The sequence below is a fragment of the Candidatus Amarolinea dominans genome, assembly GCA_016719785.1.
In the GTDB taxonomy this organism is placed as follows: domain Bacteria; phylum Chloroflexota; class Anaerolineae; order SSC4; family Amarolineaceae; genus Amarolinea; species Amarolinea dominans.
Genome location: JADJYJ010000005.1, coordinates 35,588 through 59,772 on the forward strand (window position 1 = coordinate 35,588; position 24,185 = coordinate 59,772).

A 24,185-nucleotide genomic window follows, 5' to 3' on the forward strand; every position below is an offset into this window, starting at 1 on the left:
ATTCGTGCGCCGTGATTTTCCACCCGGCGCAGCCCCGCCTCGAAGCGGGCCGCGTCCCGCTCCTGGGCGCAGATGTGGGCGATGGGTTGGCCCAGGGCGTCGGCCTCACGGATGCCGTACATCGCCTCGGCCCGATGGTTGAAAAAGGTGATGCGCAGCTCCCGGTCGGTGGTAATGATGGCGTAGTCCGTGGCGCTGCGCAGGATGTTGTCGAGATAGGCACGGGCGTCGGCCAACGCGATCGTCCGCTCGGCCACCCGCCCATCCAGATCCCGGACCAGGGCGCGGAGTTCGCCGGTCATTTTGTTGAAGGATTCGGTCACATAGCCAAACTCGTCGCGCGCCAGCACTGGGATGGTCACATCCAACTGTCCGGCATCCACTTTTCGCAGGCCCACCAATAGATTGTCCAGCGGCCGCACCAGGACGGCGCGAAAATAGAAGGGGATGGTCAGAAGCAGCACGGCCGTGCTGAGCAGGATTACGTAGAAATAGGGTAGTAGAAAGGTGTGCAGGGTGCGGCGGAATTCGAGATGGAATGCTGCAGCCGCGCCGTCCGCGTTCCCGGCGTAGGGCAAATCCTGGGCAAGCTGAAAATAGGCCAGCCGGGTGTTGCCGTTCCCCGGCAGCGCGCCGAGCAGCCGATAGGAATGCCAGGGAACGCGCATGTCGAACGGGACAGGGTCGTCAAGGGCCACGAAGCTTGTCTCGAAGACGCCATCCGGGTAAAGGGTCAACTGCAGGGTATTTCGGTGCGTTTCAGTGCGGGATTCAGGCAGATTCAGCCAGGTGACGGTCGTTTTTTGGGGCGCGCGGTGAATGTAGAGACCCCCGACTTCGTTGGCGGCCGGCGGGTCCAGATCCAGCCCCAGCAGGAAAATGGCCGGGACGCGGCCGTATTGAAACAACGAATCTAGCAGGAATGCCTCCCGGCCAAAAGAGACGACTGAATTGCGCATGACATAGAATTCGGACCAATTCTTGCCGAAAAAGGGAAAGGCGAAGCCGATCGCCGCATGGTTGTATTCTTCGGGCAACGATTCATCCCACGCAGGCTCGAAGCGGTAGGCAACCCAGTTGGTGGTGTATCCGCCCCGCGCGTTCGGGCTAAAGCGCAGGGTCTTGCCCGTCAGGTCGCTGTTCGGATTGTGGTAGGATTGGGTGAAGGGTTGAGTGAGCAAATAGCCCATCGCTCCGGTGAGCGCCATCAGGCTCGCCAGAGAAACCGCCGCTAGTTTGACGATGAACGAGGTCTGCTCCGGCAGCGCCTGCAGGTAATAAAGGATGAAAATCAGCACGGTGGCCAGAATCCCCACTGAGATGAGCGCGAAAGCGACATATTCGGAAAAAGGGGCATTGTCTCGTAATAGACTGATCCCCATGATGAGAAGCAGGAGCAGCCCGATCAGTGCGGTGTTGCGCGCGCGCCGCGCCAGCGCCTCCCTGGGTTGCCAGAATTTGCGCCAATAAGGGGCCGGCCGGAGGTCGGTCAGGGCGACCTTGCGCAGCGCCACCCACGCGATCCAGACGATGAAGAAGATGAGCGTCCACCCCGGGCGATAGCGGATGGCGCCCTGTGCCAGCATGACGTAGCGGTAGATGGCAAATCCCAGCTCCCCCAGCGGATAGAGCAGGGAGAGCCAGAAGGCCACGCGCATCTCCCGCTTCTCCGCGGGGAAGGCGGCCGGAAAGCGATAGGCGAATTGCAGCAGGCAGACCAGTCCGGCGGTCAGGAAGACGGTTTGCAGGGGCAAGACGAGCTGGCCGGCGTGGGGATAGAGGGTTTCCTCCAAGAAGATGCACAGGATGGCGCCCGCCATTCCCGCAAAGGCCCCCAGGAGAAAGCCCATCGTCACCGCTTTTTCGCCATGCTGCCGGGCGCGGCGCAGCAGCAGTCCCAGGTAAGCGATCACAAAGCCGATGAAGATGAGCAGAGAGAAATCGCTGAGCGCAGTGGGGGTCAAGTAGAAAGGATGCATAGTTGTTCCTGCAGGCGTTGAACCCGGCGCTCCAGGCCGCCCGGCTCCTCTAGCGGCTCGCCGCGGGCCGCGGCAAGGGTCAATTACAGCGAGCGGATGGGCGCCTGGCCGATCAACGCCACGAAGTCGGCCAGGTCGCCGGCGTCTGCTCCTTCCAACGCCAGCAGGTAGTCGCCGCGGGCTTCGAGCTGGATGATGACCGGCGCGAAGCCGTGCTGCATCAAGATGAGGTTGGTAAGCTCAAGCCAGGATGATGCGCGCGTCCACGGCGATGGCGCCCTGACCGGCGGGCATGACCAGCAGCGGGTTGATGTCCAGTTCGCTGATCTGCGGATGATCCACGGCCATCTGCCCGACGCGCAGCAGGGCATCCACCAGCGCGGCGCGGTCGGCCGGCGGCTGACCGCGCAGGCCGTCGAGCAGGCGCGCGCCGCGTACCTCGGCGATCATCTCCTCGGCGTCCTGCTGCGTGAGGGGCGCCAGGCGAAAGCTGACGTCGGCCAGCGCTTCGACGTAGATGCCGCCCAGGCCGAACATGACGAGCGGGCCGAAGGTGGGGTCACGCTGCACGCCGATGATGACCTCCTGCCCGCCGATCAGCATCTTTTGGATGAGGACGCCGCGCACGTGCGCGCGGGGCTGGCTGGCGCGCGCACGGGCGATGAGCGCCTCGAAGCCGGCGCGGGCGGCAGCCGCGTCGCGCACGTCCAGGAGTACGCCGCCCACATCGGTCTTGTGCAGGATGTCTGGGCTGATCAGCTTGAGCGCCACCGGAAAACCGATCGCCTGCGCCATCTGCGCCGCCTCGTCGGTCGTAGTTGCCAGGCCGGTGGCCGCCACGGCCAGGCCATACGCGGCCAGCAGCGCTTCACTGGCGGCCGCATCGAGAACCTGCTGACCGCCCGCCGTCGCCGCCTGGAATGCCAGGCGTCGGAGGGCAGCCTCGTCGGCGGTGACTACGCGCAATCCGGTGGGTTGCGTTGCAGGTGGGCGCGCCAGCCAAGCCGCGCGTTGCCAAAGCACGCCGGCCGCGGACACGGTCTGGTCGGGGAAGACATAGGCCGGGATGCGCGCGGCGTGCGCGGCTCGATTGGCCGCGTCCAGGCTGGCAGCGCCCATCAGGCAGGCGAGCAGTGGTTTGCCCGGCTGCGCGGCGGCGGACGCGGCGATGGCCTCGACCACGGCCACGGCATCCACCAGGGCCTGCGGCACCAGGATCACGAGCACGCCATCGCAGTCCGGGTCGGCGAGCATCACCTCCAGGGCGCGGCGATAGTCTGCCGCCTCCGCGCCGCCGAGCAGATCCACCGGGCCGGCCACCTGGGCTTCGGGGCCAACGGCCTGGCGCAAGGCAAGCTGCGCGGCGGGGCCGGTGCGCGCCAGGTGCAGGCCCGCGGCTTCCAGTTCATCTGCGGCCAGCGCGGCCGGGCCGCCGGCGTTGGTGAGGATGGCAAAGCGGTTGCCGGCCGGGAGCGGTTGGTAAGTCAACGCCAGCGCACCATGGAACAGGGCTTGAATGGTGGGCGCCTCGATGACGCCGGTCTGCAGACAGGCGGCGTGAAAAGCCACATGCGCGCCGGCCAGCGCACCCGTGTGCGAGGCGGTGGCAGCCTGTCCGCTGGCGGTGCGGCCGGCCTTGAGCGCCAACACCGGCTTGACGGCCGCGGCCGCACGGAGGGCATGCACGAAGGCAGGGCCGCCCTTGATATCTTCCAGGTAGAGGGCGATAACCTGGCTGTTGTCGTCCGCGGCCAGGAAGGACAGCCACTCGGTTTCGCTGACATCGGCCTGATTGCCGATACTGAGCAGGCGGCTGAAGGCGATGCCGCGCCGAATGGCCCAGTCAATGATGCCGCCGCAGAGCGCGCCCGATTGGGACAAGAAGGCGATGTGGCCGGAGGGCGGCATGTCCTTGACGAAGGTGGTGTTGAGCGGGGTGTGCGTGTCCATGATGCCGATGCCGTTGGGGCCGACCAGGCGCATGCCGTAGCGCCGCGCCAGGGCCACCACATCTTCCTCGTGCGCGGCGCCCTGCGGGCCTGTCTCGCGGAAGCCGCCGGAGATGAGGACGATGGCCTTGATGCCGCGTTGACCGCAGGCTTCGACGGCCGCAAGCACCGCGGCGGCGGGGATGACCAGCACCGCCAGATCAAGCGGGTCGGGCGCGGCGGCCAGGCTGGGGTAACAGGGCAGGCCGAGGATTTCGTTGGCCTGCGGGTTGATGGGGTAGACCGGGCCGGGGAAGCGGTGTGCGCCCGTGGCCAGGTTGCGGAGCACGGCGTAGCTGAGCTTGGCCGGGTTGCGGCTGGCGCCCACCACCGCCACCCCACGGGGGCGAAAGAAGGGCATGAGGTCCTGGGCGGGCGAAGAGAATGGCGACACGATGGGCTCCTTGGTCACGGAAGCACGAGATCAGGCGCTGTACCTGCAGCGTCCGGTGGAGCGATGGGTTAGCCGGCGCAAAATGGGTTACTGTGCGCGCACATATCGGCAAACCTGCGCGCCCGTGCTGGCTTTGGCTGTCGACTCCAGCGCGAAGGGTAGTGTCTTTCCGTTCTCAGCGAAGATCGTTTTTCCGCCCCCGAGAACGATCGGTTCGATCGTGAGCAGCAACTCATCAACAAGATCAGCGGCGAGCAACGATCGGACCATGGTCGCGCTACCATACACGTAGATGTAGCCGCCCGGCCGCGCGCGTAGTTCAGACACCGTCCTCAAGAAGTCGGCGCCACGAATGATCGTGGTGGGGTTCCATGTCGCATCTTTCTCGGTGAGCGTATCGGAAACCACGTACTTCTGGACGCGATTGATCCAATCGGTGAATGGATCTCCTGAGCGACTGGGCCATGCAGCGGCCGAGACCTGATAGGTACGGCGTCCTTGCAAGAGCGCGTCACTCTTTGCAGCGAGTTCGGCGTACATGCCGCCCATAATCGCCGGGTCAAAGTATTTCATTGACCATCCGCCATGACTGAAGCCGCCGTCGGTGTCCTCGCTAGCTCCCCCTGGAGCTTGTACGACACCGTCGAGGCTGATGAACTCTGCGATGAGCGTTTTCATGAAGTCTCCTGATTCTGTGAGTTTATTGAAGTGAGTCAGCGGCCCTCGTGCCGGCCCAACGCCAACCGTCAGCCGCCGGGGCCGCCAATATCGTCAATCAGCCCAGATCCTCCCCGGTCGGTGTACGGAATGTTGGGCAGCGGCCCCCCAAGCACCACCAGACCGAGCGGGCCTGAGCAAACCAGCGAGCCATTCCAACCGCCTGCCCATGGACGCCCCGGCCGGGGCTCCGCCCAACGCCAACCGTTAGCCGTCGCCGTCTCTACCGAACCGTCCGCCGCGGCGACTGTCGGCGGTCGGCTGCACGCGGTGTTAGGCCCGCTTGCCCCGAACCCTGACATGTGTGGCTGGTGCATGAGATTGGCTTCATCCGCCTGGCTGTGACTGAGTCGCTGTCTGGTATCGCCGTTCCTTGATTCCTGCAATCATATCGTCCAAAGTCACACCACTGAACAACTCATCGCGCTCAGCCGTGTAATCACCATAACCTATGGTAAACTGGCCGACAAAGCGCATCGTGTCGGCCAGGCCAATTTCCCGACACAGCACGTGCAGTGCGGTTTGGGTCACTTCGGCCAGCGGCTTTGTCTGTACTACCATCGTTCAAGCTCTCCTATCAACTCAATTGGCGAAACAACTTTCGTCTTCAACCCCTTGACTCTTCTGGCGCATTTGAGAAAGCGGTCATCACACGTACAGAGAAAGTCAGCTTGACCCGCCTCGGCTGAGGCCAGATGCAGCGCATCCAGCGGTTTGAACCCCAGACGATTCAGCTCTCTGGCGCGCGCTTCGACATCAGGTTCCAAGATCACAAACGATGCAGCTTTCGCCAGAGCTTCCAAAGCATATTCCTGACGGGTCAAGTTCGGGTTCCGTTCGATCTCGAACACCAACGCTTCCGAGGACAGCAACTCAATGCTCTCCTAGTCACGCAACGCCAAGATCCCCAGAACGGCTTCAGACTCAAGTAAGACGCGAAGTTGAGTCTTGTTGTCGAGTGGGCGTTGCAGGCTGCACGTATCGAGATAGATCTTCATGCTTGGAGTATACCACTTGTTGGGGAGAATGGGAATATGTTTTGCTGATGTCCAAGTAGCCCAACGTTCCGGTTCAGCGGCGCTGAGGCCGCCAGGCCGAAGGGACGCGAGCGCCGCAGGCGCGAAGCGCACCCGCTGGAACCGGGGGTTGGGCGCGTAGGATCAATTCTCAATAACGGCTCATTGCTAAGCCTGTTTTCGACACCCCAATGGGTAGTAGGTCGTCAGGCACTTGCCACAAGCCGTCGCGTAGAACGTTTAAGCGAAAACAGGACTGTTCCTACAGGTTGTGTTCGATTTGCCAATGACCACAAGCTGTTGTATGGAAACATCTGTTCTATGTCGAAAACAGGCTAAGGTGCTGTCTCCCGAAATACCTGGATACGATTGTTAAGATAATCAACAACGTAAATCCTTCCGTCTGGGCGAACCTGGAGGTTACTCGGCTCACGCAATTCCAACTCGCCATCGCCGCTGTCACCCCACTTCAGTATAAAGTGTCCCTCCGGATCGAATTTCTGAATACGGTCGCCCTTGTATTCTGTCACATATACATTGCCGTTCGGGTCCACTGCCACGCCGTATGGACGGCTGAACTCCCCATCACCTATGCCGGGTCCGCCCCACTTGAGTAGAAAATGACCTTCGTTATCGAACTTCTGAATACGGTCGTTGCGGTTGTCCGCGACATAGATCTTACCATCCCCATCCATAGCCAGATGAGTTGGATAAGCGAACTGCCCATCAGCCTGGCCACTACTGCCCCATTTGAGCAGGAACTGGCCTGTGTTGTCGAATTTCTGAATATCCGATCGTTCTTCGTCGCCGACGTAAAGATTTCCCTGCGCATCGATGAGCAACCCCTCAGGGTACAGGAATTGCCCATCCTCCGTGCCATGACTCCCCCATTGGTTGAGGAACTGACCGTCACTGGTGAACTTCTGTATGCGGTAGTTCAAGGTATCCGCGACGTAAACATTTCCCTGGGAATCGGCGGCCACACCTCCGTACCCATCTACGCCATCCAGGAAGTCGAATTGGCCTGCCTCTGTTCCTTCATTGCCCCATGTGGTGAGGAAATTGCCGTCCGGGTCGAATTTGACAATGCGCTGGTTGTAGCTGTCTATTACATAGAAGTTTCCTTGCCCATCGAAAGCAAGATCTGTGGGCAGGCGGAGCGGGTCAGGGCCTGCCGTAATGCTTTGAACAAGTTCAACCGCTGCTGCCTTAGTTGGTGTTGGCGAGGGGGCAGGGGTGTTTGTTGGAATAGCGGTAAAGGGTGCTGTTGGTTTGAGAGTGGGCGTTGAGGGCGTTGAAATCTGGCCAGGGAAGCAAGCACTCGTGAGACTGGCCATGCCCAATATAAGAACCGTGATACTGATGATTGTTTTGCTGTTCATTTAATTCAGATCCTTATCTCACCTTCTCGACTCGTGTAAGGAGCATCGCGCCCAACGGTTTGCGTTACCTGCGCTGGGGTGCGCGGCGGAGCGCCGTCCAAACAGAAAAAACTACCAGCGTAAAAAAATGCTTGAAAATGGCGCAGACTCCCCAGCATCAGGTGCATGCTTTGTTGGGCGGTCTTTTGGTCTTATCAAGGGTTATTGGCTGACGCCTTCATCACATTCAATAACTATGCAAATATTTGCTCTCCAACCCGCACTTCATATAGACAGTTTAAGATAGACCAGCGATCATTGATCTTGACGAGATGGAGATAATCCATGTATGGATATGAGTAAACTTTTACGGTTGCAATATCACGGAAGACATCAAGAACTACGATTTCAAATGCTTTCTCAGACTCTGGCAAGGCACTGCCGCCTCCATCACGAGTAATACCAACCATTGACTCAGCATCGTGAGAATTACTTGGTTGCCAGGTACCCGTTTGCAGGTCGTGCCAAATTGTACGTTTCACAAGTTGAGGATGCAAACTGCGCCGCATTTGTTCTGCATTAGCAGTGAACCAGCCTTCAGCGTAATCGCGACTGGCTTCGGTGATAGCTTGGATGTCTTCGGGGGTTGCTTGTGGGACAGAAGGTATTGCAGAATTATTTTTCATTATATTATCTCCTAATCGGTTGCTTATCGCTAAATGTGAGGTTAAGGTATTTCATGATTTTGTTCATGCTTAACACAGTTTCTCTTTTGCAAGGAGCCGCCCAACGCCCTCGGCGTCAGTCGCCGTCCACCAACACAAGTGACAATGGTCAGCCGTAACGCTCAACCGGCGCAGCTGGGGCGGTCGGCTGCCCCCCCCTTGTTCATCACAATCCCTACGGCAGAAACGGGACATCGTGTATAATGACCATGGTCAGGCGAGAAGCTACAATCGTAACACTCATTGGTATGCAAGAATCCGCGCTGCACCCTGATTCTCGGTCACGAGTGAATCCCACACTGGTGGTAGGCGCCTGTGTATACCACACAGATGCCGAACCCCGATGAGTAAGCTACTATATTTTACCTGTGACCGGGCTCGCCTGTCCAATCTATCGTTACTATGTCAATCAACAAGGAGGATCGCTGCCAGATCGGCACAGTCGCTATGGAATCCACCGGCGTCTACGAACAGTTCCGTGCGCGTGAAGTGAAGAACCTGCAACGCAAAGCCGCCCAGCTTGGCTTTTCACTCACCCCGCAAGCGGCCTGACACGAGACCGATCAAGCCTACCTGGCCTGTCCCTTGAACTGCGTTCCATCCAGCACGGTTCATCTCTGCGCGCCCACAAAACACCTGTTTTTGTTCGAACACGCCCTCTTTTTGCCGCCGCAGCCCGCGATCTACGCCTTTTGCGCACCTTCTTCAGTCACTTCGACACCCCTTGCCGCCCGCGCCTTGGACCGTTTCTGAGTATGCAGTGTTAGGCGGCACTGTGTAGCGTCTGAAATTGCGTCTTCCTACTCCAACACCAGCACCACCCTCAGACAGCGTTATTGTGAACCTCGGTCTAGTTCGTTCCGCCATCTTGACCCTACCAGAGTGTCAAGCGCCAGTGCAAGCACTACCCCCACTGCATTGGCCACAAAGTCGACTGAATCGTACACGTTTGTCATTACACCGAATCCATTCGTAACCTCAAAAAATTCTACGACCAGAAGAGCAATGCCGGCGGTTACTGACCTTCCATACCTCCAGCCAGAGGTCAAAATCCTAACCACAAAGTATACAGCGAACGAGGCCGAGACGTTGCCACTGTAGCTGTGGATAATCTCCACAAAAGGTCCAGAGTAATGCCTCTTGAGTACAAGTGCCGCAACGCCCAAGAGGACGAAAAAAACGTTACGCGCCTTGGGTGTCGTCTTGACCATCAATGAATCTCCACCAGCATAAGTTGGGCAAACGCGACTCATCTAGCGGCAGAGCCGCCCAACGGTTTGCGTTACCTGCGTGTGGGCGGGCGTGGATTCTGTTTGGGAGCAGGAAAAACTCGAAGCCAGAAAAATGCTCGAAAATGCCGCAGAATCCCACACGTCAGGTGCACGCTTTGTTGGGCGGCGATTCTTGGGGCAATTTTATTACAGGTTTTTCAGTTTGCCTTTCGCGCTTGGAGCGAAAACAAAAGGGGGACCATTCCATTTTGTTTCGTCAATCGCCATAAGCCATCTTCGCCTTGTACCATGCCAGAAATTCTTTCACGCAATGTAAAAGGAAATTCATTGAAAGATTCTATTTGTAACCCTGCGCCAATGAGTGCATTGAAAATATCACTGAGACTGTGTTTCCAGTTGTAACCATAAACTGTCTCATTAGTTTCGGCGGCATAAGAGCCTTGCATTTCGAAACGGAAAGGTTCTTCTGAGAAGAAATATTCGTTTGCTACTTTAAGTTCAGGTGAATCTGAGTCAAATATATTGGAGAAGGGATGAAATTCGACAATATAAAATATGCCGTCTGGCTTGAGAAAGTGGGCAATGACATCTGCCCAGCCTTTTAAGTCGCTGAGCCAATTTAGCACTCCATACGAAGTAAAGACGATGTCGAATTGTCTTGTAAGTACATTGGGCAAGTCTAGCAGTTCAGAACAGATAAAAGTAGCGGGGATGTCAAGTTCAGAACTCAAAGAGCGTGCCAAGTTAATAGATTCATCGGATAAATCTACCCCAACTACATCAGCACCTTCACGCGCCCAAGAGAGAGTGTCAAGTCCAAAGTGACATTGCAAATGGAGCAATGTCTTGCCTGCAACATTTTTCAGTTCATTATGCTCTACTGGTCGGAGTGTGCTACCGCCAGATTTGAATTCTGCCACCTTATAAGCGAGTGACTGTTCATGTAAAGGTGTCCACTTATTCCACAGTTGCCGATTTGAATTCAAGTAATCATCCATAAAATGTATCCTTCTATTATAAAAATTCTCAGCCAGCCGCCCAACGGTTTGCGTTAGTGGTTTGTGGGCGGGACGAGATTCACTCCGAAGATGAGAAAAAACTCGAAGCCAGAAAAATGCTTGAAAATGCCGCAGAATCCCACCCGTCCACTGCACGCTTTGTTGGGCAACCTGCTTACCAGAACGCTGGCGAAAAAAAAGACAACACCGTTAACTTGATTGAATTTTACACGCAACTTTGATTTTTACCAGAACCAAAAAAACTGTGACTTATAAAACGCTTGCTGAAAAAAGACTTTGCTAAACAAACCACAACGAAAATTTTGGGAAAACCAACACAACCAAAAAACGACAACGCCAACGAAACCAATAAAATTTTACAAACTCAACTGACCAGAACTTTTGCAGAAAACAGATAAGCCGATTTTAGAAACTTTGCCAGACGAAAAAACGACTTTGCTAAAACAATACCTTCGCCAAAATGGGGGTAAGTCAAATGTGAACTAAACGGGCTTTCGTAGTAAAGTTGTTGTTGATAGTTTACGAAAATCACAACACAAGGACTAGCGAAAGCCCATGCCTGATATTGTAGCACGTTTAGAGTGTATCGAATCATTAGTGACGGCGACGACGCTGCGCCAACTCAGCCGCATCATTGCGGCAGTGTTACCATGACAGGGCGGGTGACCATGCTTGGCATCTCGCTGGGCCGGTGAAGGGGGCAGTTATCGCACGGTACAGCGTTTTTTCTACACGGTAGTGCCGTGGGCGACGTTGTTTTGGGCGTTTTTCCGCCAGCATCTATATCGGCCAGACGATGTCTACATCATGGTTGGCGACGAGGTGGTGGTGAGCAAAGCGGGGCACCACACCCACGGGCTGGATCGTTTTTTTGCGGGGGTATTCGGCCGTGTGATTCCCGGCCTGGCCTTTTTCAGTTTGGCACTGGTCAACACCAAAAAACGCCGCTCATCTCAGCTGCGGATCGAGCAAGTCGTGCGCAGCGAGGAAGAAAAAGCGGCTAACCGTGCCAAGACAGTCGCTAAGCAGACGCCCAAACCGGCTGAGCCGCGCAAGCCGGGCCGCCCCAAAGGCAGTAAGAACAAAGCGGCAACCGAAATCACCCTGTCGCCGGAACTGCTTCGCATCCAAGCCATGCTGGAAGCTCAACTCAAACTTATGGGCAAATTGATCCCTCTGACCTATCTGGCCCTGGACGGGCATTTTGGTAACCGTTTTGCCCTGCACATGGTGCAGCAGTGCAAGTTACATCTGATTTCTAAGCTGCGCTCCGACTCGGCCTTGTACTTACCTTATACTGGCCCCTACAAAGGGCGTGGGCCGCACCGCAAATACGGCGACAAGCTGGATTACCAGAACTTGCCAGTCGAGTACCTAAAACAAACGACCGTTGACGGCCAGATCGAAACTCGCATGTACCATATTCGATGCCTGCATAGAGAGTTTAGCCAGCCGCTTAATGTCGTGGTTATCCTGAAAACTCATCTGCAAACGCAAGCCTACGCCCATGTCACCCTGTTCAGCAGCGATCTCACGCTCGCCTACGACAAACTGGTTGACTATTATTGTCTGAGATTCCAAATCGAGTTCAACTTCAGGGACGCTAAACAGTATTGGGGCCTGGAGGACTTCATGAATGTCTCCGAAACCGCCGTCACCAATGCCGCCAACCTCTCTTTGTTCATGGTCAACTTCTCCCAGGGCTTACTGCGCAATCTCCACGACACAGACCCAGATTGCAGCGTCCTAGACCTTAAAGCGCACTATCGCGGTGCCAAATATGTGACCGAGACCATTAAAATGCTTCCCGAAAAGCCCGAGCCAGTTTTATTGGCCCGCATCTTCAGTAAACTAGCCGCCTTGGGCCGCATTCATGTCGCTCAACCTACCCCCAACTCGCCCTAGCTGGCGAAGGTATTGTAAAAGAAACCAACTTGACCAATCAAAACCAAACTTGAACAAAAATGCTGGCGAAGGAAAACCAGCCGATTTCGGAAACCTGTAAAAATAAACCTGAATTTTTGCTGACGAAGAAAATGCTGACAAACGAAAAAGCCAAGAACTTGAAAAAACGCCGCCACAAAAAAACTGAATTTGATTTTCTAAACTCAACGATAAAACGAAACTTGCGAATCAAAGATGATTTTGCTTTTTGCTTTGGGTTGCCCAACGCCAACCGTCAGCCGCCGGGGCCGCCAACATCGTCAACCGGCCCAGATCCTCCCTGGTCGGCTGCACGGAATGTTGGGCAGCGGCGCCACCAGCAGAGCCTGACCCGACCGACCTGGGCAAACCAGCGACCCCTTCCCTTCCAACCGCCTGCCCGCGAACGGCCGTCGAATGACCGCCCAACGCCAACCGGTATCCAATCTCCGGTCTCCAATCTCCGGTCTCCGGCAGAGCAGCCCAACGGCGATGTTCACCTGCGCCTGCGGCAAGGCGCTTCTCGTCATCCCTGATCTCGCCGCCGCAGGCGTCAGGTGGAACTGAGGTTGGGCGGCCCCGCCCACGAAACCCCGCGGCACCCCGCCCACGAAGACGACCCACGGGCCTGACTTTGCGACGGCGAGCGTGGTGCCGCGGCGAGCCCCAGCAGCAGCCCAACGGCAGGCGTTACCGGCAAGGGCGGGATTTGGCGGACAAAACCACCAGACGCCGAATCCGCCTCTTGGGGCCGCTTCCCCGAAAGTGTGGGCGAATGCCCGCACTTGTCCGGTGCACGCGGTGTTGGGCGCATTTTGCAAGACGCTTTTGAACTTGAACTTGCCACTACATGTATCGGTGGGCGGCGGTTTGGACTAACGAACCACCTTAAAAGCAATCTCTGCTGGGCTAAGAGCTTGCATAACTGCATGTCCAATCGACAACATCATCTCTGTGCCTCTTGCTGTGGAAATATCACCTAAGTCCAGAATGTCATCCCAACCAAACTCATGTAGCAATTCAGCTACTTGCATTTTCGCTTTTATATCATTTCCAGATAGAAACACAGTATGGTCGCCATTTCCTACCAACTTAGGGTTTACCATTAGTGCTGCTGTCATGGCATTTAGAGTTTTGACAACTCGCGCATTTGGGAATGATCTTTGGATGATTTCGCCGAGTGAATCAGTATCTTTGACAAATAAGGTTAGTGGAAAACCGCGACTAAAATCAATGGGGTTGGAAACATCCATAAGTGTTTTGCCATCTAGATTCTCTTTTCCTACAGCCTGAAGTACATCTAGGCTCACCATACCGCTGAGAGCATTGATGACAAGTTCCCCGTAGGCTGCCGCATCACGAAACGTAACAACACTAGCCCGTGATTCCGTTAAAGTAAGCCAGTCACGCAAAGCGTGTGCATCAGGACCCCGCCCCTTAGGCTCGTCGAGATTAGAAGGATCGCGAGTGCCTATCATAACAGAATGACCAAGTTGAACAAGTTTGAGACCTAATGTTTGACCAACGATACCAGTACCCAGAATTCCAATTTGCATAGCAGTCTCCTTTAGAAATAAGAATATCTACCAGTAATCAGTTAAACTTCCATATCCTTCCGATTCTATCAGTATGTTGCCTATCGCAGCCGCCCAACGGTTTGCGTTAGCTGCGTGTGGGCGGGTGTGGATTCTGCCTGAGATGTAGGAAAAACTCGAAGCCAGAAAAATGCTTGAAAAACGCGCAGAATCCCACACGTCAGCTGCACGCTGTGTTAGGCGGCCGAGGAAAACAATGTGATAACCCATTGCAGGATGACCCAGAAAGCTGCTATGAGCAAACTGCCGAACGCAGTAAACCCCAGGCCTTTTAGAAATCCAACGAAGTGGAAGCGATAGTCGCGATAGGCCGTCATGCCTTCGGTACCGGGGAGAACCATTGAACGCGGCTGGATCGTGCAGAAGAAAAGCCAGTCGAGGATAATTAGATCGAATGTGTTGAATGTGAGCAGTGCAATACCTGAGAACGCTAAAGCGGGCAAAAAGGGGACAGAATCGACCTGAGCCTGCAAAGCGAAAAGACCAATAATGGGGATGACGAAAATGGTTATGAATAATAGGGCCGCGATGAGGGGACGCAGGCGGGCAGCCCGCGGAGACATGGGTCCATACTTTTCCTTGATATCAGGCGGATACTTGTCGACGAACATGTCGAGAGCGATGGTTCCGCTGATGGCGGTGAGAATGGTGAGGACGAGAGACAATACCAGGCCATAAATGAGCGCATCGTAAAACATGAGTTGCCAATCAAGCACTTTGACCTCCGAAATATTGAACCCGGCCGCCCAACGATAGGCATAAGCGGTTGGCGCGTACTTCGCTAGGGCGACTCGCTTGAAGTAGTAGAAACTACGCGATAGCGGCACGGCTGGTCGGCGCGGAGTGCCAGTCGGCTTGACACCCGGGTTGGGCGGCGGAAGTTTAGATGATGGCAAATGCTTGATGAGAGAGCAGATTGCAAGATGTGCTACTGCTTTGACCATATTCCGAAAGATGTTCTATATGAACAGAAGGAGATGCTATTTATTCAAATGTTGTCGCACCCACAACACGCCACTACTTAGCCCAAACACGAGCCCCACGCTGAGACCGAGAACGCCATGTGTTTGACCATCAAGCCCCGGTCTCCATGCAATGTTCAGCAACCCTAAGTTGCTTAGGATGGCTATGCCAATCAGCCAACCCACATACCAAGTGAGCGCGTTGATAGGGATGAGCCAAACTGCCCAAGAGTGGAGGCGCAAGAGTTGCCATTGAAAAATGCCTACAGCCAAGCCGCCCAAAATAACGCTTACCGACAGATCTCGGGCGTTTTCAAATCCGTCTGCCAAAAAATGCATTAGCCCCACCCCTATTGAAGACGAGATAATCCACCAGCGCGAGACCGAAAGTCGGTGGCTCAAAATTAAACTTTGTAAAATCCCAATCAATAGCGCCGGGATAAATCCGAAGAAAAAGCCAGCGATGGCAGCCTCTGTACGGAAGCCGCCGAGCCGGAAAACATCGGGAGGAAAAGCGGATGCGAGAGGAAAGTTGTGGAACATAGCCCCAACAAGCCCGAAACTCAAGATGTTGGCGATGAGCCATAGCAACGCGGTAAACCAAACAGATTTAAAAAAACTCGGATTTTGTGCATTCATCGTTTCGATTCCTTAATGTTACTTACTACTACATGATGAGCCGCCCAACGTTTGAGCTCAGCCGCGTGCGAAGGCCGCAGGCCGTAGCACGTCGGCTGGAGCGAAGGGTTAGGCGTCGCTGTTCGGCAGCTCATAGAAGGTAACCGCGTACTCCATATGGAAAGCCGGCGAGTTCAGTGTTGGACGTGTCGCTGTAGCCAAAGTACGCTCGAACCTCGGAAATACGGTCTTCGCGCATTGCGTACCACTCACTGCCCCGCATCAGTAGACGCAAGTCAGTTCCTTCGGGAGTCCACAGGCAACTCCACTCACTGACGACTTCGTTGCCTTGAGCAATGATGTGATCGATCTTCCAGGTGGGATTGAGCAGGACTTTGAACTTTCGCCAGTACTTCGCCAAGTGCTGAGCGCCTTGTATCGGCTTGAACCGCTCAGGCAAGAAGTAGTGAATGACTTCAGGGTCAAGCGTACTGAGAAGTTCATCCAGGTCTCCGCTATTGCACCCGTCAAAGTACTTCAGGACGACTGAGATGTTGCGCGCTTCGAGTGACGACATGGCGATCCTTTGAGTAGCGGCGAGGGGGCCTGCGACGCCTAACGCCAAGTTTCAGTTGCGCCGCACGCATCTGCGCTGAAAACACGTCGGCTGCTTCGGCGTCAACTGCAAACCGTGTTGGGCACGCACCATCACGAGACAAACTGCGAACCGCAAGATAGGTAAAAATCAGTTGCGACGAAGAGTGAGCAAAGCGGGAGCTTTATCAAACATCCAAAAGCCGATTGGCATTCCGATAATCGTACAGGCAAAAATATACGCTAGAGAAAGCCAAAAGGCAGTTAGCCAAAATCCTATCAGCAAGAACCACAATGCACGGATGATGAAATTATGCTGAGCCGCAGCACTTCCTGCATATGAAATAACTGGATCGGTCTGACGCAATGCCATCAAGTATGGGATCTTATTTATGATCATGACACCCAAGGGAATGCCAAGAATTGTCAGAAACAGTAGGTAAGCAAGTGAGATGGCAAGCGCCCCAAGCCACCAGCCAATAAAGACAAAGTACAAAAGTTGAACCAAACAACCAGGCTGATTGCGCACAATGATGGTTGGTGTGCCAGCAACATTCACGGTGACATTCACCGAATTACTTCCCTGACTTCCTTGATTGCTCATATTAGTTGATCTCCTTCGAACGTGTTATTGGTTTTGTTGGTAAATACCTAACGCCCTACGTCAGTTACCCGGGACAGTCAACGTCGAATGCGAAACCGAGCTCACTCCCGGTCAACTAGATCTATTGTTGGGCAACGGCCCACCGAGCACCACGTGGCCAGACCAGCCTGGGCAAACCGGCGACCCCTTCCATTCCAACCGCCTGCCTGTGGACGGCCGTCGCAGGGCCGCCCCACACCAACCGGTCTCCAATCTCCGGTCTCCAATCTCCGGTCTCCCGCAGCTCCGCCCAACGCCAACCGTCAGCCGCCGGGGCCGCCAACATCGTCAACCGGCCCAGATCCTCCCCGGTCGGTGTACGGAATGTTGGGCAGCGGCACCCCGAGCAGAGCCTGACCGGACGAACCTGGGCGAACCAGCGACCCCTTCCATTCCAACCGCCTGCCCGTGAACGGCCGTCAAAGCTCCGCCCAACGCCAACCAGTCTCCAATCTCCGGTCTTCGGCAGAGCCGCCCAACGAAAAACGTCACCTGCGCCTGCGGCCAGATTACGCTCGCGACCCACGCTCCCACCGCCGCAGGCGTCAGGTGGACGTGGTGTTAGGCCAGGCCCAAGCACCAAATGTTCAACGACAACTATAATTACTCATTGACGACAATTAGAACTGCCCACTAGGAAGCAGCAGGCAGGTCAGGTAAACTTCCTCTGATCATGAAGGAGAGGGAGGATAAGATGACTTGTACCGATGCTCAAGTGAGGCTAGCAATGCGTGAACGAACGAAAGGCCGTACCCAAGAACAATCGGCCGTCAAAGCGAACATTAAAGTCGAAAAACGGTTGCTAAGTATGAGGAGCTGGAACAACTTCCCAGTGAAGTGCAGCAACCACGGGCATATCGCACGCGAGACGACCCGTTTAGTGACTATTGGCCGAAGGTAGAGCAGATGTTAGCAGCTGCTCCAGAACTGGAAGCCAAAACGCTTTTCGAGTGGTTGTGCGAACAGCAGCCAGATAAGTATCAGGAAGGCCAGTTGCGAACCCTACAACGGCGGATAGCCGAGTGGCGGGCGATACACCTGGCCCAGATCGCTGTTTTGGCGCAGGTCCACCGACCAGGCGAAATTCTGCAGACGGATGGCACCTGGCTAACGGAGTTAGGGGCGACAATTGCCGGTGAGTCCTTCAAGCATGTGCTGATTCACAGCGTGTTACCCTACTCCAACTGGGAATGGGGGTGGTGGCACAATCGGAATCACTATTGGCGTACCAGCGCGCCTTGCAGGTGACCCTGTTCAACTTGGGCGCGGTGCCGGTGTACCATCAGACCGACAATTCGTCGGCGGTTACCCACTCACTGAGCGCCAGCGATGAGTTGGGCCGGGAGTATAATCTGGCTTACCTGGCTCTCTTGAAGCATTATGGGATGCAGCCGCGGACCATCCATGTCGGCAGCCCCGAAGAGAACGGTGACATCGAAGCGGCCAACGGTGCGCTCAAGCAGGCGTTGCGCCAGCATCTGCTACTGCGCAGCAGCTCGGATTTTGCCTCCGTGACAGATTATGAGCACTTCATCGCTCAGGTGATGACCCGGCGCAACGAACGTCGGCGGGAGCGCCTGGCCGAGGAATTAGCGGTGATGAAGCCACTGACGGTACCTCCGCTGGAATCGTATCAAGAATGCCGGGTGAGAGTCGGCCGGGGTAGCATGATCCGGGTGCAGCACAATGCCTACTCCGTACCGACCAGCCTGATTTAGCCAAATGGTCATCGTTCACATCCATGAGTGGCACCTGGAAGTCTACTTCCGGCGAAACCTGATGGCAAAGATGCCCCGCCTTGTGGGCCAAAATCAGTATCAACTGAACTATCGGCACTTAGTGGATAGCCTGCTACGCAAACCCGGCGGCTTTCGGGATTACCGTTACCGGGAAGCCTTGTTTCCGACCGTTGTTTTCCGGCAAGCCTGGGAAATCTTGAACCAGTGGCACTCACCGCGCAAAGCCGACCTGATCTACCTACGCATCGTGCATTGGGCGGCGCACACCCTGAAAGTGACGTGGAAGCCGCACTGAAACGTTTGCTGGAGAGTCCAGAAACCTGGGATGACACCGACGTTGAACGCTTGATCAAGTCTCCATCACCAGCGATACCCCAGTTGGCGACATCATCAGTCAATCTGGCCCAGTACGATGCCCTACTCAGGGAGGTGAACGATGACAGTGCTTGAACCAATTGCGCAACACTGCAAACGCCTGCGGCTGCCCAGCATCGCCGAGGCCGTACCGGAAGCCCTGAGCCTGGCCCAGCAGCAGGACTGGTCTCTCGAGAGTTTCCTGCTCTATCTGTTAGAGCAGGAAACAGCCGGTCGCCAGCAGCGTCGGGTTGAGCGCTTGCTACGTGAGGCTCACCTACCACCCGACAAAACCCTGGCCCGGTTTGAGCAGTCCCGGCTGCCTTTACGCTTGCGCCGCCAATTAGCTGGCCTGATCGAGGGCGGTTTCATCAAGGAGGCAGAAAACATATTGATTTTTGGCCAACCCGGGACTGGGAAAACACATTTGGCCGCCGCGTTGGCTTACGAATGGATTCACCACGATTACAGCGTCTGGTTCACTCCGACCTATAAACTGGTCGACGGCTTACTGCGAGCCAAACGGGACTATGCACTGGAACCGGAACTGAAACGGCTCGATCGCTTTCAGGTGGTCATCCTCGATGACATCGGCTATGTTCAGCAGAGCCGGGAAGAAATGGAAGTGTTATTCACTTTTCTGGCTGAGCGTTATGAGCGCCGCAGCGTAGTGATCACCTCCAATCTCGTGTTTTCACAGTGGGATCAAATCTTCAAAGATCCCTTGACCACGGCCGCGGCGATCGACCGCGTGGTTCATCACAGCCGGATCATCGAGTTCGGGTCCGAAATGACCAGTATGCGAGCGGAAGCAGCCGCCCGCCGCCAATCACAGGAAATGGGTCAGGCTCAGCCTGGCCAGGTTGAGGCAATTCGAAACTAACCATTCAAAATGGGTAATTCTAATTGTCGCTGATGTGTAAATCTAATTGTCGCTTGACAACCAAACCCGCAAAACGACAAGCGCCGCCCATGACGGCGAACCGTGGCCGCACTGCTGCGCTGCGAACTGCCAAACGGAACGAACTGCCGATCGCTACCACACACACCGCCTTTGCCGATTATCTGCTGGATTGGGTGTCAGGTCGGTTCGCCGCTCGCTCTTGGCTGAGAGTCCAGAGATTTTGGGCCAGTTCAACGTAATCGGCGCGCTTGCCAGCGATTTCAGCCTCAAACCACTTCGTAAATTCCTCATAGAGCACCGCAGTCACATCATCAGCCGTTTGACATGCGCTGAGTCGCGGAATCACCGTGCCTGCTTCGGGGTCATACTCATCGGTGTTTATCGTGAAGTTGATGCCGATCGGGTCAGCCTTGAAGATCATGGTTGAGATGGCGGCGAAGAACTGAGGGTCTTCGGCGCGCACGGCTTCGCGCGCAGCTCGCGCTTGGTCAACTCTTTCGAGAACTTCCGGTGAAAGGTCGGATGCGCTCATATCCATCACGTTGAACGAGTTCACTCCATTGGTTGATTAGTTTTGACGAGGGCGTGCGTTTCCGCGCCAGGAGCAAGCCATCCCTCATTCTATCAGTTGCCCCATGCTGATGGTTTGCTGCGCCTAACGCCAACCGTCAGCCGCCGGGGCCGTCAACATCGTCAATCGGCCCAGATCCTCCCCGGTCGGCTGCACGGAATGTTGGGCAGCGGCCCCCCCGAACACGATCTGACCGGACGAGCCTGGCCGAACCAGCGACCCCTTCCATTCCAACCGCCTGCCCGTGAACGGCCGTCGCAGGACCGCCCAACGCCAACCGGTCTCCAATCTCCGCTCTCCGGCAGAGCCGCCCAACGCCAACCGTCAGCCGCCGGGGCCGCCAACATCGTCAACCGGCCCAGATCCTCCCCGGTCGGCTGCACGGAATGTTGAGCAACGCCGCCACCAACAGAGCCTGACCGAACGAGCCTGGGCAAACCTGCGACCCCTTCCATTCCAACCGCCTGTCCATGGACGGCCGTCAAAGGACCGCCCCACACCAGCCGGTCTCCAATCTCTGGTCTCCGGCAGAGCAGCCCAACGGTTTGCGTTACCTGCGCTGGGGCGGGGACGGCGAAGCCGTCCAACTGGGAAAATGCTAAGGCGTGTGAAACTGCTTGGGATGTGCGCAGAATCCCCAGCGTCGGGTGCACCTTTGTTGGGCAGGTTTTGCAAGACGGTCTTGAATTTGGTACTGTATTATTTACTTTCATTGGTGCATATATATTGGTGGATATTTTACCCAAACTTATCCATTAATTTTGGTATCTCTGACATATCGCTAAATGTAATTGCGCCAGGAAACGTAGGGCAATCTTCGTTTGGTCGATATTGCAAGGCGAACATTTTTGCGGCGCAAGCAGCTTCAATTCCTATGTTGCTGTCATCAACTACAACACACTGCGCAGGAGCGAAGCCCATTGTACTTGCGGCGTGTTGAAAGAGTAAGGGTTCTGGCTTCCATGAGCCAACTTCATATGAACTAAAAATATGATTATCAAAGTAAATAGATAAACCGCTTACTTGAAGAGCTTGACGAATTTTTTTCGTTGGGGCACTGGATGCAATGCATATTGGAAATCTAATAGAATTAAGCATTTCAATGACGTTTGGCATAGGCTTAAGTTGGCTAGAGAAAAGTTCGGAAACATGCTGCCGATAATCTATTTCAAATTGTTTTGGCAGGTTATGTTTAAGGCGTTGTTCGATATCAGCAAAATTAGGCTAAGTTTTGACCACGATAACGTTGCGTCAATGTTCCAACCGATTCGTTCAACTCTGGTAAAAGATCAAGGAATGCCTGATTGCATAAATATTCGCTGTCAACAAGTGTTCCATCTAAATCGAAAATTATGCAAGATGATTTCATGATGATTTCATGGTGACTGCCCAACGCTAACCGTCAGCCGCCGGGGCCGCCAACATTCTCAACCGGCCCAGATCCTCCCCGGTCGGCTGCACGGAATGTTGGGCAGCGCCCCCCCAGCAGAGCCTGACCGGACGAGCCTGGACAAACCAGCGAACCATTCCAGCCGTCTGCCTGTGGACGCCCCGCAGCAGCTCCGCCCAACGCCAACCGTCAGCCGCCGGGGCCGCCAACATCGTCAACCACCCCAGATCCTCCCCGGTCGGCTGCACGGAATGTTGGGCAGCGGCGCCCTCAACAGAGCCTGACAGGACGGGCCTGGGCGAACCAGCGTCCCCTTCCATTCCAACCGCCTGCCCGTGGACGCTCTGCTGCACCGCCCAACGCCAACCGTCAGCCGCCGGGGCCGCCAACATCGTCAACCGGCCCAGATCCTCCCCGGTCGGTGTACGGAATGTTGGGCAGCGGCCCCCCCAGCAGAGCCTGACCGGACCGGCCTGGGCGAACCAGCGAACCATTCCAACCGCCTGCCTGTGGACGCCCCGCAGCAGAGCCGCCCAACGGTAGAGTTCAGTTGGCGGCGTCCGTGACGTTCCCGACGAGCCCAGCTTGTCCGCCGCTCAACTGCAACGGCTTGTTATGGCGCACGGGCCCGCCAACGTCCTCACCGCGCTGACCCGCCAACGTCGAGCGGGCAGACTGCGCCGCCTGCCCGCCAACGCCCCAGCGGGCCGAGGAACTCCCGATGGCTTCCTTCCCGTGCGCCGTAACGGTAGAGTTCAGTTGGCGGCGTCCGTGACGTTACCCACGAGCCCAGCTTGTCCGCCGCTCAACTGCAACGGCTTGTTATGGCGCACGGGCCCGCCAACGTCCTCACCGCGCTGACCCGCCAACGTCGAGCGGGCAGACTGCGCCGCCTGCCCGCCAACGCCCCAGCGGGCCGAGGAACTCCCGATGGCTTCCTTCCCGTGCGCCGTAACGGCCAAGCGTCAGCCGCCGGGGGCAATCCACGTCCCAAACGAGTCGAGATCACCCCCGGTCGGCTGGAAGCGGTTGTTGGGAGGCGACCCAGGGCAGGAACGAAACCGGCGACCCTGACCCAGCGCCGCAAGCGGAACCCGGTGGATGGATCTCGCCGAAATCAGCCCCCCTGCTCCCCCACCCAGCCCCCAACGCCAACCGTCAGCCGCCGGGGCCGTCAACATCGTCAATCGGCCCAGATCCTCCCCGGTCGGCTGCACGGAATGTTGGGCAGCGCCACCCCAAGCACCACTTGACCGGACGAGCCTGGCCGAACCAGCGACCCCTTCCTACTTCCTCATTCAGCATTCAGCATTCAGCATTCAGCGAAGCCGCCCAACGCCAACCGTCAGCCGCCGGGGCTGCCAACATCGTCAACCGGCCCAGATCCTCCCCGGTCGGCTGCACGGAATGTTGGGCAGCGGCCCCCCAAGCACGACCTGACCGAACGAGCATGGCCGAACCAGCGACCCCTTCCATTCCAACCGCCCGCCCGTGAACGGCCGTCGCAGGACCGCCCAACGCCAACCGGTCTCCAATCTCTGGTCTCCGGTCTCAGGACAGAGATCAGAGATCAGGTGTGTGGAAGGCGAGAGTTCTCCGCTCTCCGGCAGACCCGCCCAACGATAGGTGTAAGCCGCTGGCGCGTACTTCGCTAGGGCGACTCGCTTGAACTACCAGAAACTACACGGCGGCGGCACGGTTGGTCGGCGCGGAGCGCCAGTCGGCTTGACACCCGGGTTGGGCGGCGTTTTGGATATACCGAAGCCCGAAAAATGCTTGAAAATGCCGCAGAATCCCACACGTCGGGTGCTCGCTTTGTTGGGCGCGATTTTTTTTACACAAAACTTGGCTGGGTATGGAACGTAATCTCCCATGAGATTAATTTGTGGCATTAACGCCAGCCGAAACTATTACTTTCCCAACTCAATAAATCTCCTTCAATATGATTCTTCAGTCCTGCTTTTTCCATCAAAAACATAATTTGGGCACGATGATGCATATTGTGAGTGATTACATGACCAATTGCACCACCAAAGGTCTTTTTCATAGGTGGGTTGTCGAGAGTATCGATAAAACAATCATCGTAACGTTCTTCTCGCACAATATTACGCGCTAAATTGGCAAAATCTCGACTAACGATGCTCAAACGTTCAAGTAATTCTGGAATCGTATTTCCAGTTTTGTCCTGAACGGCTCGCTCATAAAGTAAATCTGTCCAAATTTCCATGTTTTCAATAACGTGGATGAAAGTTTCGCGAAGCGACTTGTGGTCAATATCAAATTCTTTATCTAGCAAATCATCAGGTAATGACTGGGACGCTAAAAGAAGTTGGCGAGTTGTCCAAGTATCGTGACCAAGCAATCTATCAAGAATATCCATTAGGTCTCCGAAATTTCAGTAGATGATGATGGTAATGCCCAGCGCCCAACGGCACGCTTCACCTGCGCCGCAGCGTCCGAA

General features: G+C 56.0%; 21 protein-coding genes and 4 pseudogenes. 7 read left to right on the forward strand and 18 right to left on the reverse strand.

Translation table 11 applies throughout. The annotated features are described in order from the left end of the window. Nucleotides 1-11: 11 nt before the first annotated feature. A complete protein-coding gene (locus tag IPM84_08470; GenBank protein ID MBK9092798.1) occupies nucleotides 12-404 on the forward strand; it encodes a hypothetical protein in 393 nt (130 codons plus the stop codon). On the opposite strand, the pseudogene IPM84_08475 reads toward IPM84_08470, so the two are convergent. The 8 genes and pseudogenes from IPM84_08475 to IPM84_08510 all read right to left on the reverse strand — a co-directional run bounded on the left by IPM84_08475 (nucleotide 285) and on the right by IPM84_08510 (nucleotide 8,141). Further along, nucleotides 285-1,979 (reverse strand): annotated as a pseudogene (locus tag IPM84_08475) (HAMP domain-containing protein). The gene IPM84_08470 and the pseudogene IPM84_08475 sit on opposite strands and share 120 nt — an antisense overlap. An 83-nt stretch (nucleotides 1,980-2,062) precedes the next feature. Then, nucleotides 2,063-2,200 carry a hypothetical protein gene (locus IPM84_08480; protein ID MBK9092799.1) on the reverse strand — a complete coding sequence of 46 codons (138 nt, stop codon included), beginning with the start codon at nucleotides 2,198-2,200 and terminating at the stop codon, nucleotides 2,063-2,065. Between the two features lie 19 nt (nucleotides 2,201-2,219). Beyond that, entirely contained in the window at nucleotides 2,220-4,361 is a 2,142-nt protein-coding gene (locus IPM84_08485; protein ID MBK9092800.1) for an acetate--CoA ligase family protein, read from the reverse strand. 87 nt (nucleotides 4,362-4,448) lie between these two features. Beyond that, nucleotides 4,449-5,039, reverse strand: a complete 591-nt coding sequence (locus IPM84_08490) for a dihydrofolate reductase family protein (protein MBK9092801.1) — start codon at nucleotides 5,037-5,039, stop codon at nucleotides 4,449-4,451. A gap of 366 nt (nucleotides 5,040-5,405) precedes the next feature. Next, nucleotides 5,406-5,639 (reverse strand): hypothetical protein, encoded by a 234-nt coding sequence (locus IPM84_08495; GenBank protein ID MBK9092802.1) that lies wholly within the window; start codon nucleotides 5,637-5,639, stop codon nucleotides 5,406-5,408. Further along, nucleotides 5,633-6,076 (reverse strand): annotated as a pseudogene (locus tag IPM84_08500) (PIN domain-containing protein). Before IPM84_08500 ends, IPM84_08495 begins: the two are co-directional and overlap by 7 nt. Nucleotides 6,077-6,429: 353 nt before the next feature. Continuing rightward, nucleotides 6,430-7,476, reverse strand: a complete 1,047-nt coding sequence (locus IPM84_08505; GenBank protein MBK9092803.1) for a 6-bladed beta-propeller — start codon at nucleotides 7,474-7,476, stop codon at nucleotides 6,430-6,432. A gap of 233 nt (nucleotides 7,477-7,709) precedes the next feature. After that, nucleotides 7,710-8,141, reverse strand: coding sequence for a nuclear transport factor 2 family protein (locus tag IPM84_08510; protein MBK9092804.1), 432 nt, complete (start codon nucleotides 8,139-8,141; stop codon nucleotides 7,710-7,712). 441 nt (nucleotides 8,142-8,582) lie between these two features. Between IPM84_08510 and IPM84_08515 the strand changes: the two genes are divergently transcribed. Further along, the gene (locus IPM84_08515) at nucleotides 8,583-8,732 is read left to right on the forward strand and encodes a hypothetical protein (protein MBK9092805.1); all 150 of its coding nucleotides are present in this window, start codon (nucleotides 8,583-8,585) and stop codon (nucleotides 8,730-8,732) included. A 281-nt stretch (nucleotides 8,733-9,013) separates the two neighbouring features. On the opposite strand, the gene IPM84_08520 is transcribed toward IPM84_08515, so the two are convergent. Both IPM84_08520 and IPM84_08525 read right to left on the reverse strand, forming a co-directional pair. Next, nucleotides 9,014-9,391, reverse strand: a complete 378-nt coding sequence (locus IPM84_08520) for a hypothetical protein (GenBank protein ID MBK9092806.1) — start codon at nucleotides 9,389-9,391, stop codon at nucleotides 9,014-9,016. A gap of 218 nt (nucleotides 9,392-9,609) precedes the next feature. Next, nucleotides 9,610-10,410 (reverse strand): class I SAM-dependent methyltransferase, encoded by an 801-nt coding sequence (locus tag IPM84_08525; GenBank protein MBK9092807.1) that lies wholly within the window; start codon nucleotides 10,408-10,410, stop codon nucleotides 9,610-9,612. Nucleotides 10,411-10,986: 576 nt separating this feature from the next. Here IPM84_08525 and IPM84_08530 point away from each other — a divergent pair. Both IPM84_08530 and IPM84_08535 read left to right on the forward strand, forming a co-directional pair. Continuing rightward, nucleotides 10,987-12,336 (forward strand): annotated as a pseudogene (locus tag IPM84_08530) (transposase). Nucleotides 12,337-12,395: 59 nt separating this feature from the next. Next, nucleotides 12,396-12,890, forward strand: coding sequence for a hypothetical protein (locus tag IPM84_08535; protein MBK9092808.1), 495 nt, complete (start codon nucleotides 12,396-12,398; stop codon nucleotides 12,888-12,890). A 339-nt stretch (nucleotides 12,891-13,229) separates the two neighbouring features. Here IPM84_08535 and IPM84_08540 read toward each other — a convergent pair whose 3' ends face one another. The 5 genes from IPM84_08540 to IPM84_08560 form a co-directional block, all read right to left on the reverse strand. Then, nucleotides 13,230-13,910 (reverse strand): NAD(P)-binding domain-containing protein, encoded by a 681-nt coding sequence (locus IPM84_08540; protein MBK9092809.1) that lies wholly within the window; start codon nucleotides 13,908-13,910, stop codon nucleotides 13,230-13,232. 215 nt (nucleotides 13,911-14,125) lie between these two features. Continuing rightward, complete coding sequence (locus tag IPM84_08545) at nucleotides 14,126-14,893, reverse strand: hypothetical protein (protein ID MBK9092810.1); 768 nt, start codon at nucleotides 14,891-14,893, stop codon at nucleotides 14,126-14,128. A gap of 36 nt (nucleotides 14,894-14,929) precedes the next feature. Then, nucleotides 14,930-15,550 (reverse strand): hypothetical protein, encoded by a 621-nt coding sequence (locus IPM84_08550; GenBank protein MBK9092811.1) that lies wholly within the window; start codon nucleotides 15,548-15,550, stop codon nucleotides 14,930-14,932. A 130-nt stretch (nucleotides 15,551-15,680) separates the two neighbouring features. Next, complete coding sequence (locus IPM84_08555; protein ID MBK9092812.1) at nucleotides 15,681-16,106, reverse strand: nuclear transport factor 2 family protein; 426 nt, start codon at nucleotides 16,104-16,106, stop codon at nucleotides 15,681-15,683. Between the two features lie 168 nt (nucleotides 16,107-16,274). After that, on the reverse strand, nucleotides 16,275-16,727 hold the full coding sequence (locus IPM84_08560; GenBank protein ID MBK9092813.1) for a YccF domain-containing protein: 453 nt from the start codon (nucleotides 16,725-16,727) through the stop codon (nucleotides 16,275-16,277). A gap of 1,238 nt (nucleotides 16,728-17,965) precedes the next feature. On the opposite strand from IPM84_08560, the gene IPM84_08565 reads away from it, so the two are divergent. The 3 genes from IPM84_08565 (at nucleotide 17,966) to IPM84_08575 (ending at nucleotide 19,742) form a co-directional block, all read left to right on the forward strand. Beyond that, nucleotides 17,966-18,484 carry a DDE-type integrase/transposase/recombinase gene (locus IPM84_08565; protein MBK9092814.1) on the forward strand — a complete coding sequence of 173 codons (519 nt, stop codon included), beginning with the start codon at nucleotides 17,966-17,968 and terminating at the stop codon, nucleotides 18,482-18,484. 4 nt (nucleotides 18,485-18,488) lie between these two features. Next, a complete protein-coding gene (locus IPM84_08570) occupies nucleotides 18,489-18,800 on the forward strand; it encodes a hypothetical protein (protein MBK9092815.1) in 312 nt (103 codons plus the stop codon). Between the two features lie 141 nt (nucleotides 18,801-18,941). Continuing rightward, on the forward strand, nucleotides 18,942-19,742 hold the full coding sequence (locus IPM84_08575) for an ATP-binding protein (protein MBK9092816.1): 801 nt from the start codon (nucleotides 18,942-18,944) through the stop codon (nucleotides 19,740-19,742). Between the two features lie 178 nt (nucleotides 19,743-19,920). On the opposite strand, the gene IPM84_08580 is transcribed toward IPM84_08575, so the two are convergent. The 3 genes and pseudogenes from IPM84_08580 to IPM84_08590 all read right to left on the reverse strand — a co-directional run bounded on the left by IPM84_08580 (nucleotide 19,921) and on the right by IPM84_08590 (nucleotide 24,104). Further along, nucleotides 19,921-20,319: a hypothetical protein gene (locus IPM84_08580; protein MBK9092817.1), complete on the reverse strand. Its 399-nt coding sequence runs from the start codon at nucleotides 20,317-20,319 to the stop codon at nucleotides 19,921-19,923. A gap of 753 nt (nucleotides 20,320-21,072) precedes the next feature. Then, nucleotides 21,073-21,703 (reverse strand): annotated as a pseudogene (locus IPM84_08585) (HAD-IA family hydrolase). A 1,912-nt stretch (nucleotides 21,704-23,615) separates the two neighbouring features. Further along, nucleotides 23,616-24,104 carry a DinB family protein gene (locus IPM84_08590; protein MBK9092818.1) on the reverse strand — a complete coding sequence of 163 codons (489 nt, stop codon included), beginning with the start codon at nucleotides 24,102-24,104 and terminating at the stop codon, nucleotides 23,616-23,618. Nucleotides 24,105-24,185: the final 81 nt, after the last annotated feature.

Excerpts from the sequence above, each read along its gene's own strand:
- IPM84_08480 (MBK9092799.1), bottom strand. The coding sequence starts at position 2,200 with ATGCAGCACGGCTTCGCGCCGGTCATCATCCAGCTCGAAGCCCGCGGC.
- IPM84_08490 (MBK9092801.1), bottom strand. The coding sequence starts at position 5,039 with ATGAAAACGCTCATCGCAGAGTTCATCAGCCTCGACGGTGTCGTACAA.
- IPM84_08495 (MBK9092802.1), bottom strand. The coding sequence starts at position 5,639 with ATGGTAGTACAGACAAAGCCGCTGGCCGAAGTGACCCAAACCGCACTG.
- IPM84_08505 (MBK9092803.1), bottom strand. The coding sequence starts at position 7,476 with ATGAACAGCAAAACAATCATCAGTATCACGGTTCTTATATTGGGCATG.
- IPM84_08510 (MBK9092804.1), bottom strand. The coding sequence starts at position 8,141 with ATGAAAAATAATTCTGCAATACCTTCTGTCCCACAAGCAACCCCCGAA.
- IPM84_08515 (MBK9092805.1), top strand. The coding sequence starts at position 8,583 with ATGTCAATCAACAAGGAGGATCGCTGCCAGATCGGCACAGTCGCTATG.
- IPM84_08520 (MBK9092806.1), bottom strand. The coding sequence starts at position 9,391 with ATGGTCAAGACGACACCCAAGGCGCGTAACGTTTTTTTCGTCCTCTTG.
- IPM84_08525 (MBK9092807.1), bottom strand. The coding sequence starts at position 10,410 with ATGGATGATTACTTGAATTCAAATCGGCAACTGTGGAATAAGTGGACA.
- IPM84_08535 (MBK9092808.1), top strand. The coding sequence starts at position 12,396 with ATGCTGGCGAAGGAAAACCAGCCGATTTCGGAAACCTGTAAAAATAAA.
- IPM84_08540 (MBK9092809.1), bottom strand. The coding sequence starts at position 13,910 with ATGCAAATTGGAATTCTGGGTACTGGTATCGTTGGTCAAACATTAGGT.
- IPM84_08545 (MBK9092810.1), bottom strand. The coding sequence starts at position 14,893 with ATGGTCAAAGCAGTAGCACATCTTGCAATCTGCTCTCTCATCAAGCAT.
- IPM84_08550 (MBK9092811.1), bottom strand. The coding sequence starts at position 15,550 with ATGAATGCACAAAATCCGAGTTTTTTTAAATCTGTTTGGTTTACCGCG.
- IPM84_08555 (MBK9092812.1), bottom strand. The coding sequence starts at position 16,106 with ATGTCGTCACTCGAAGCGCGCAACATCTCAGTCGTCCTGAAGTACTTT.
- IPM84_08560 (MBK9092813.1), bottom strand. The coding sequence starts at position 16,727 with ATGAGCAATCAAGGAAGTCAGGGAAGTAATTCGGTGAATGTCACCGTG.
- IPM84_08570 (MBK9092815.1), top strand. The coding sequence starts at position 18,489 with ATGGTCATCGTTCACATCCATGAGTGGCACCTGGAAGTCTACTTCCGG.
- IPM84_08575 (MBK9092816.1), top strand. The coding sequence starts at position 18,942 with ATGACAGTGCTTGAACCAATTGCGCAACACTGCAAACGCCTGCGGCTG.
- IPM84_08590 (MBK9092818.1), bottom strand. The coding sequence starts at position 24,104 with ATGGATATTCTTGATAGATTGCTTGGTCACGATACTTGGACAACTCGC.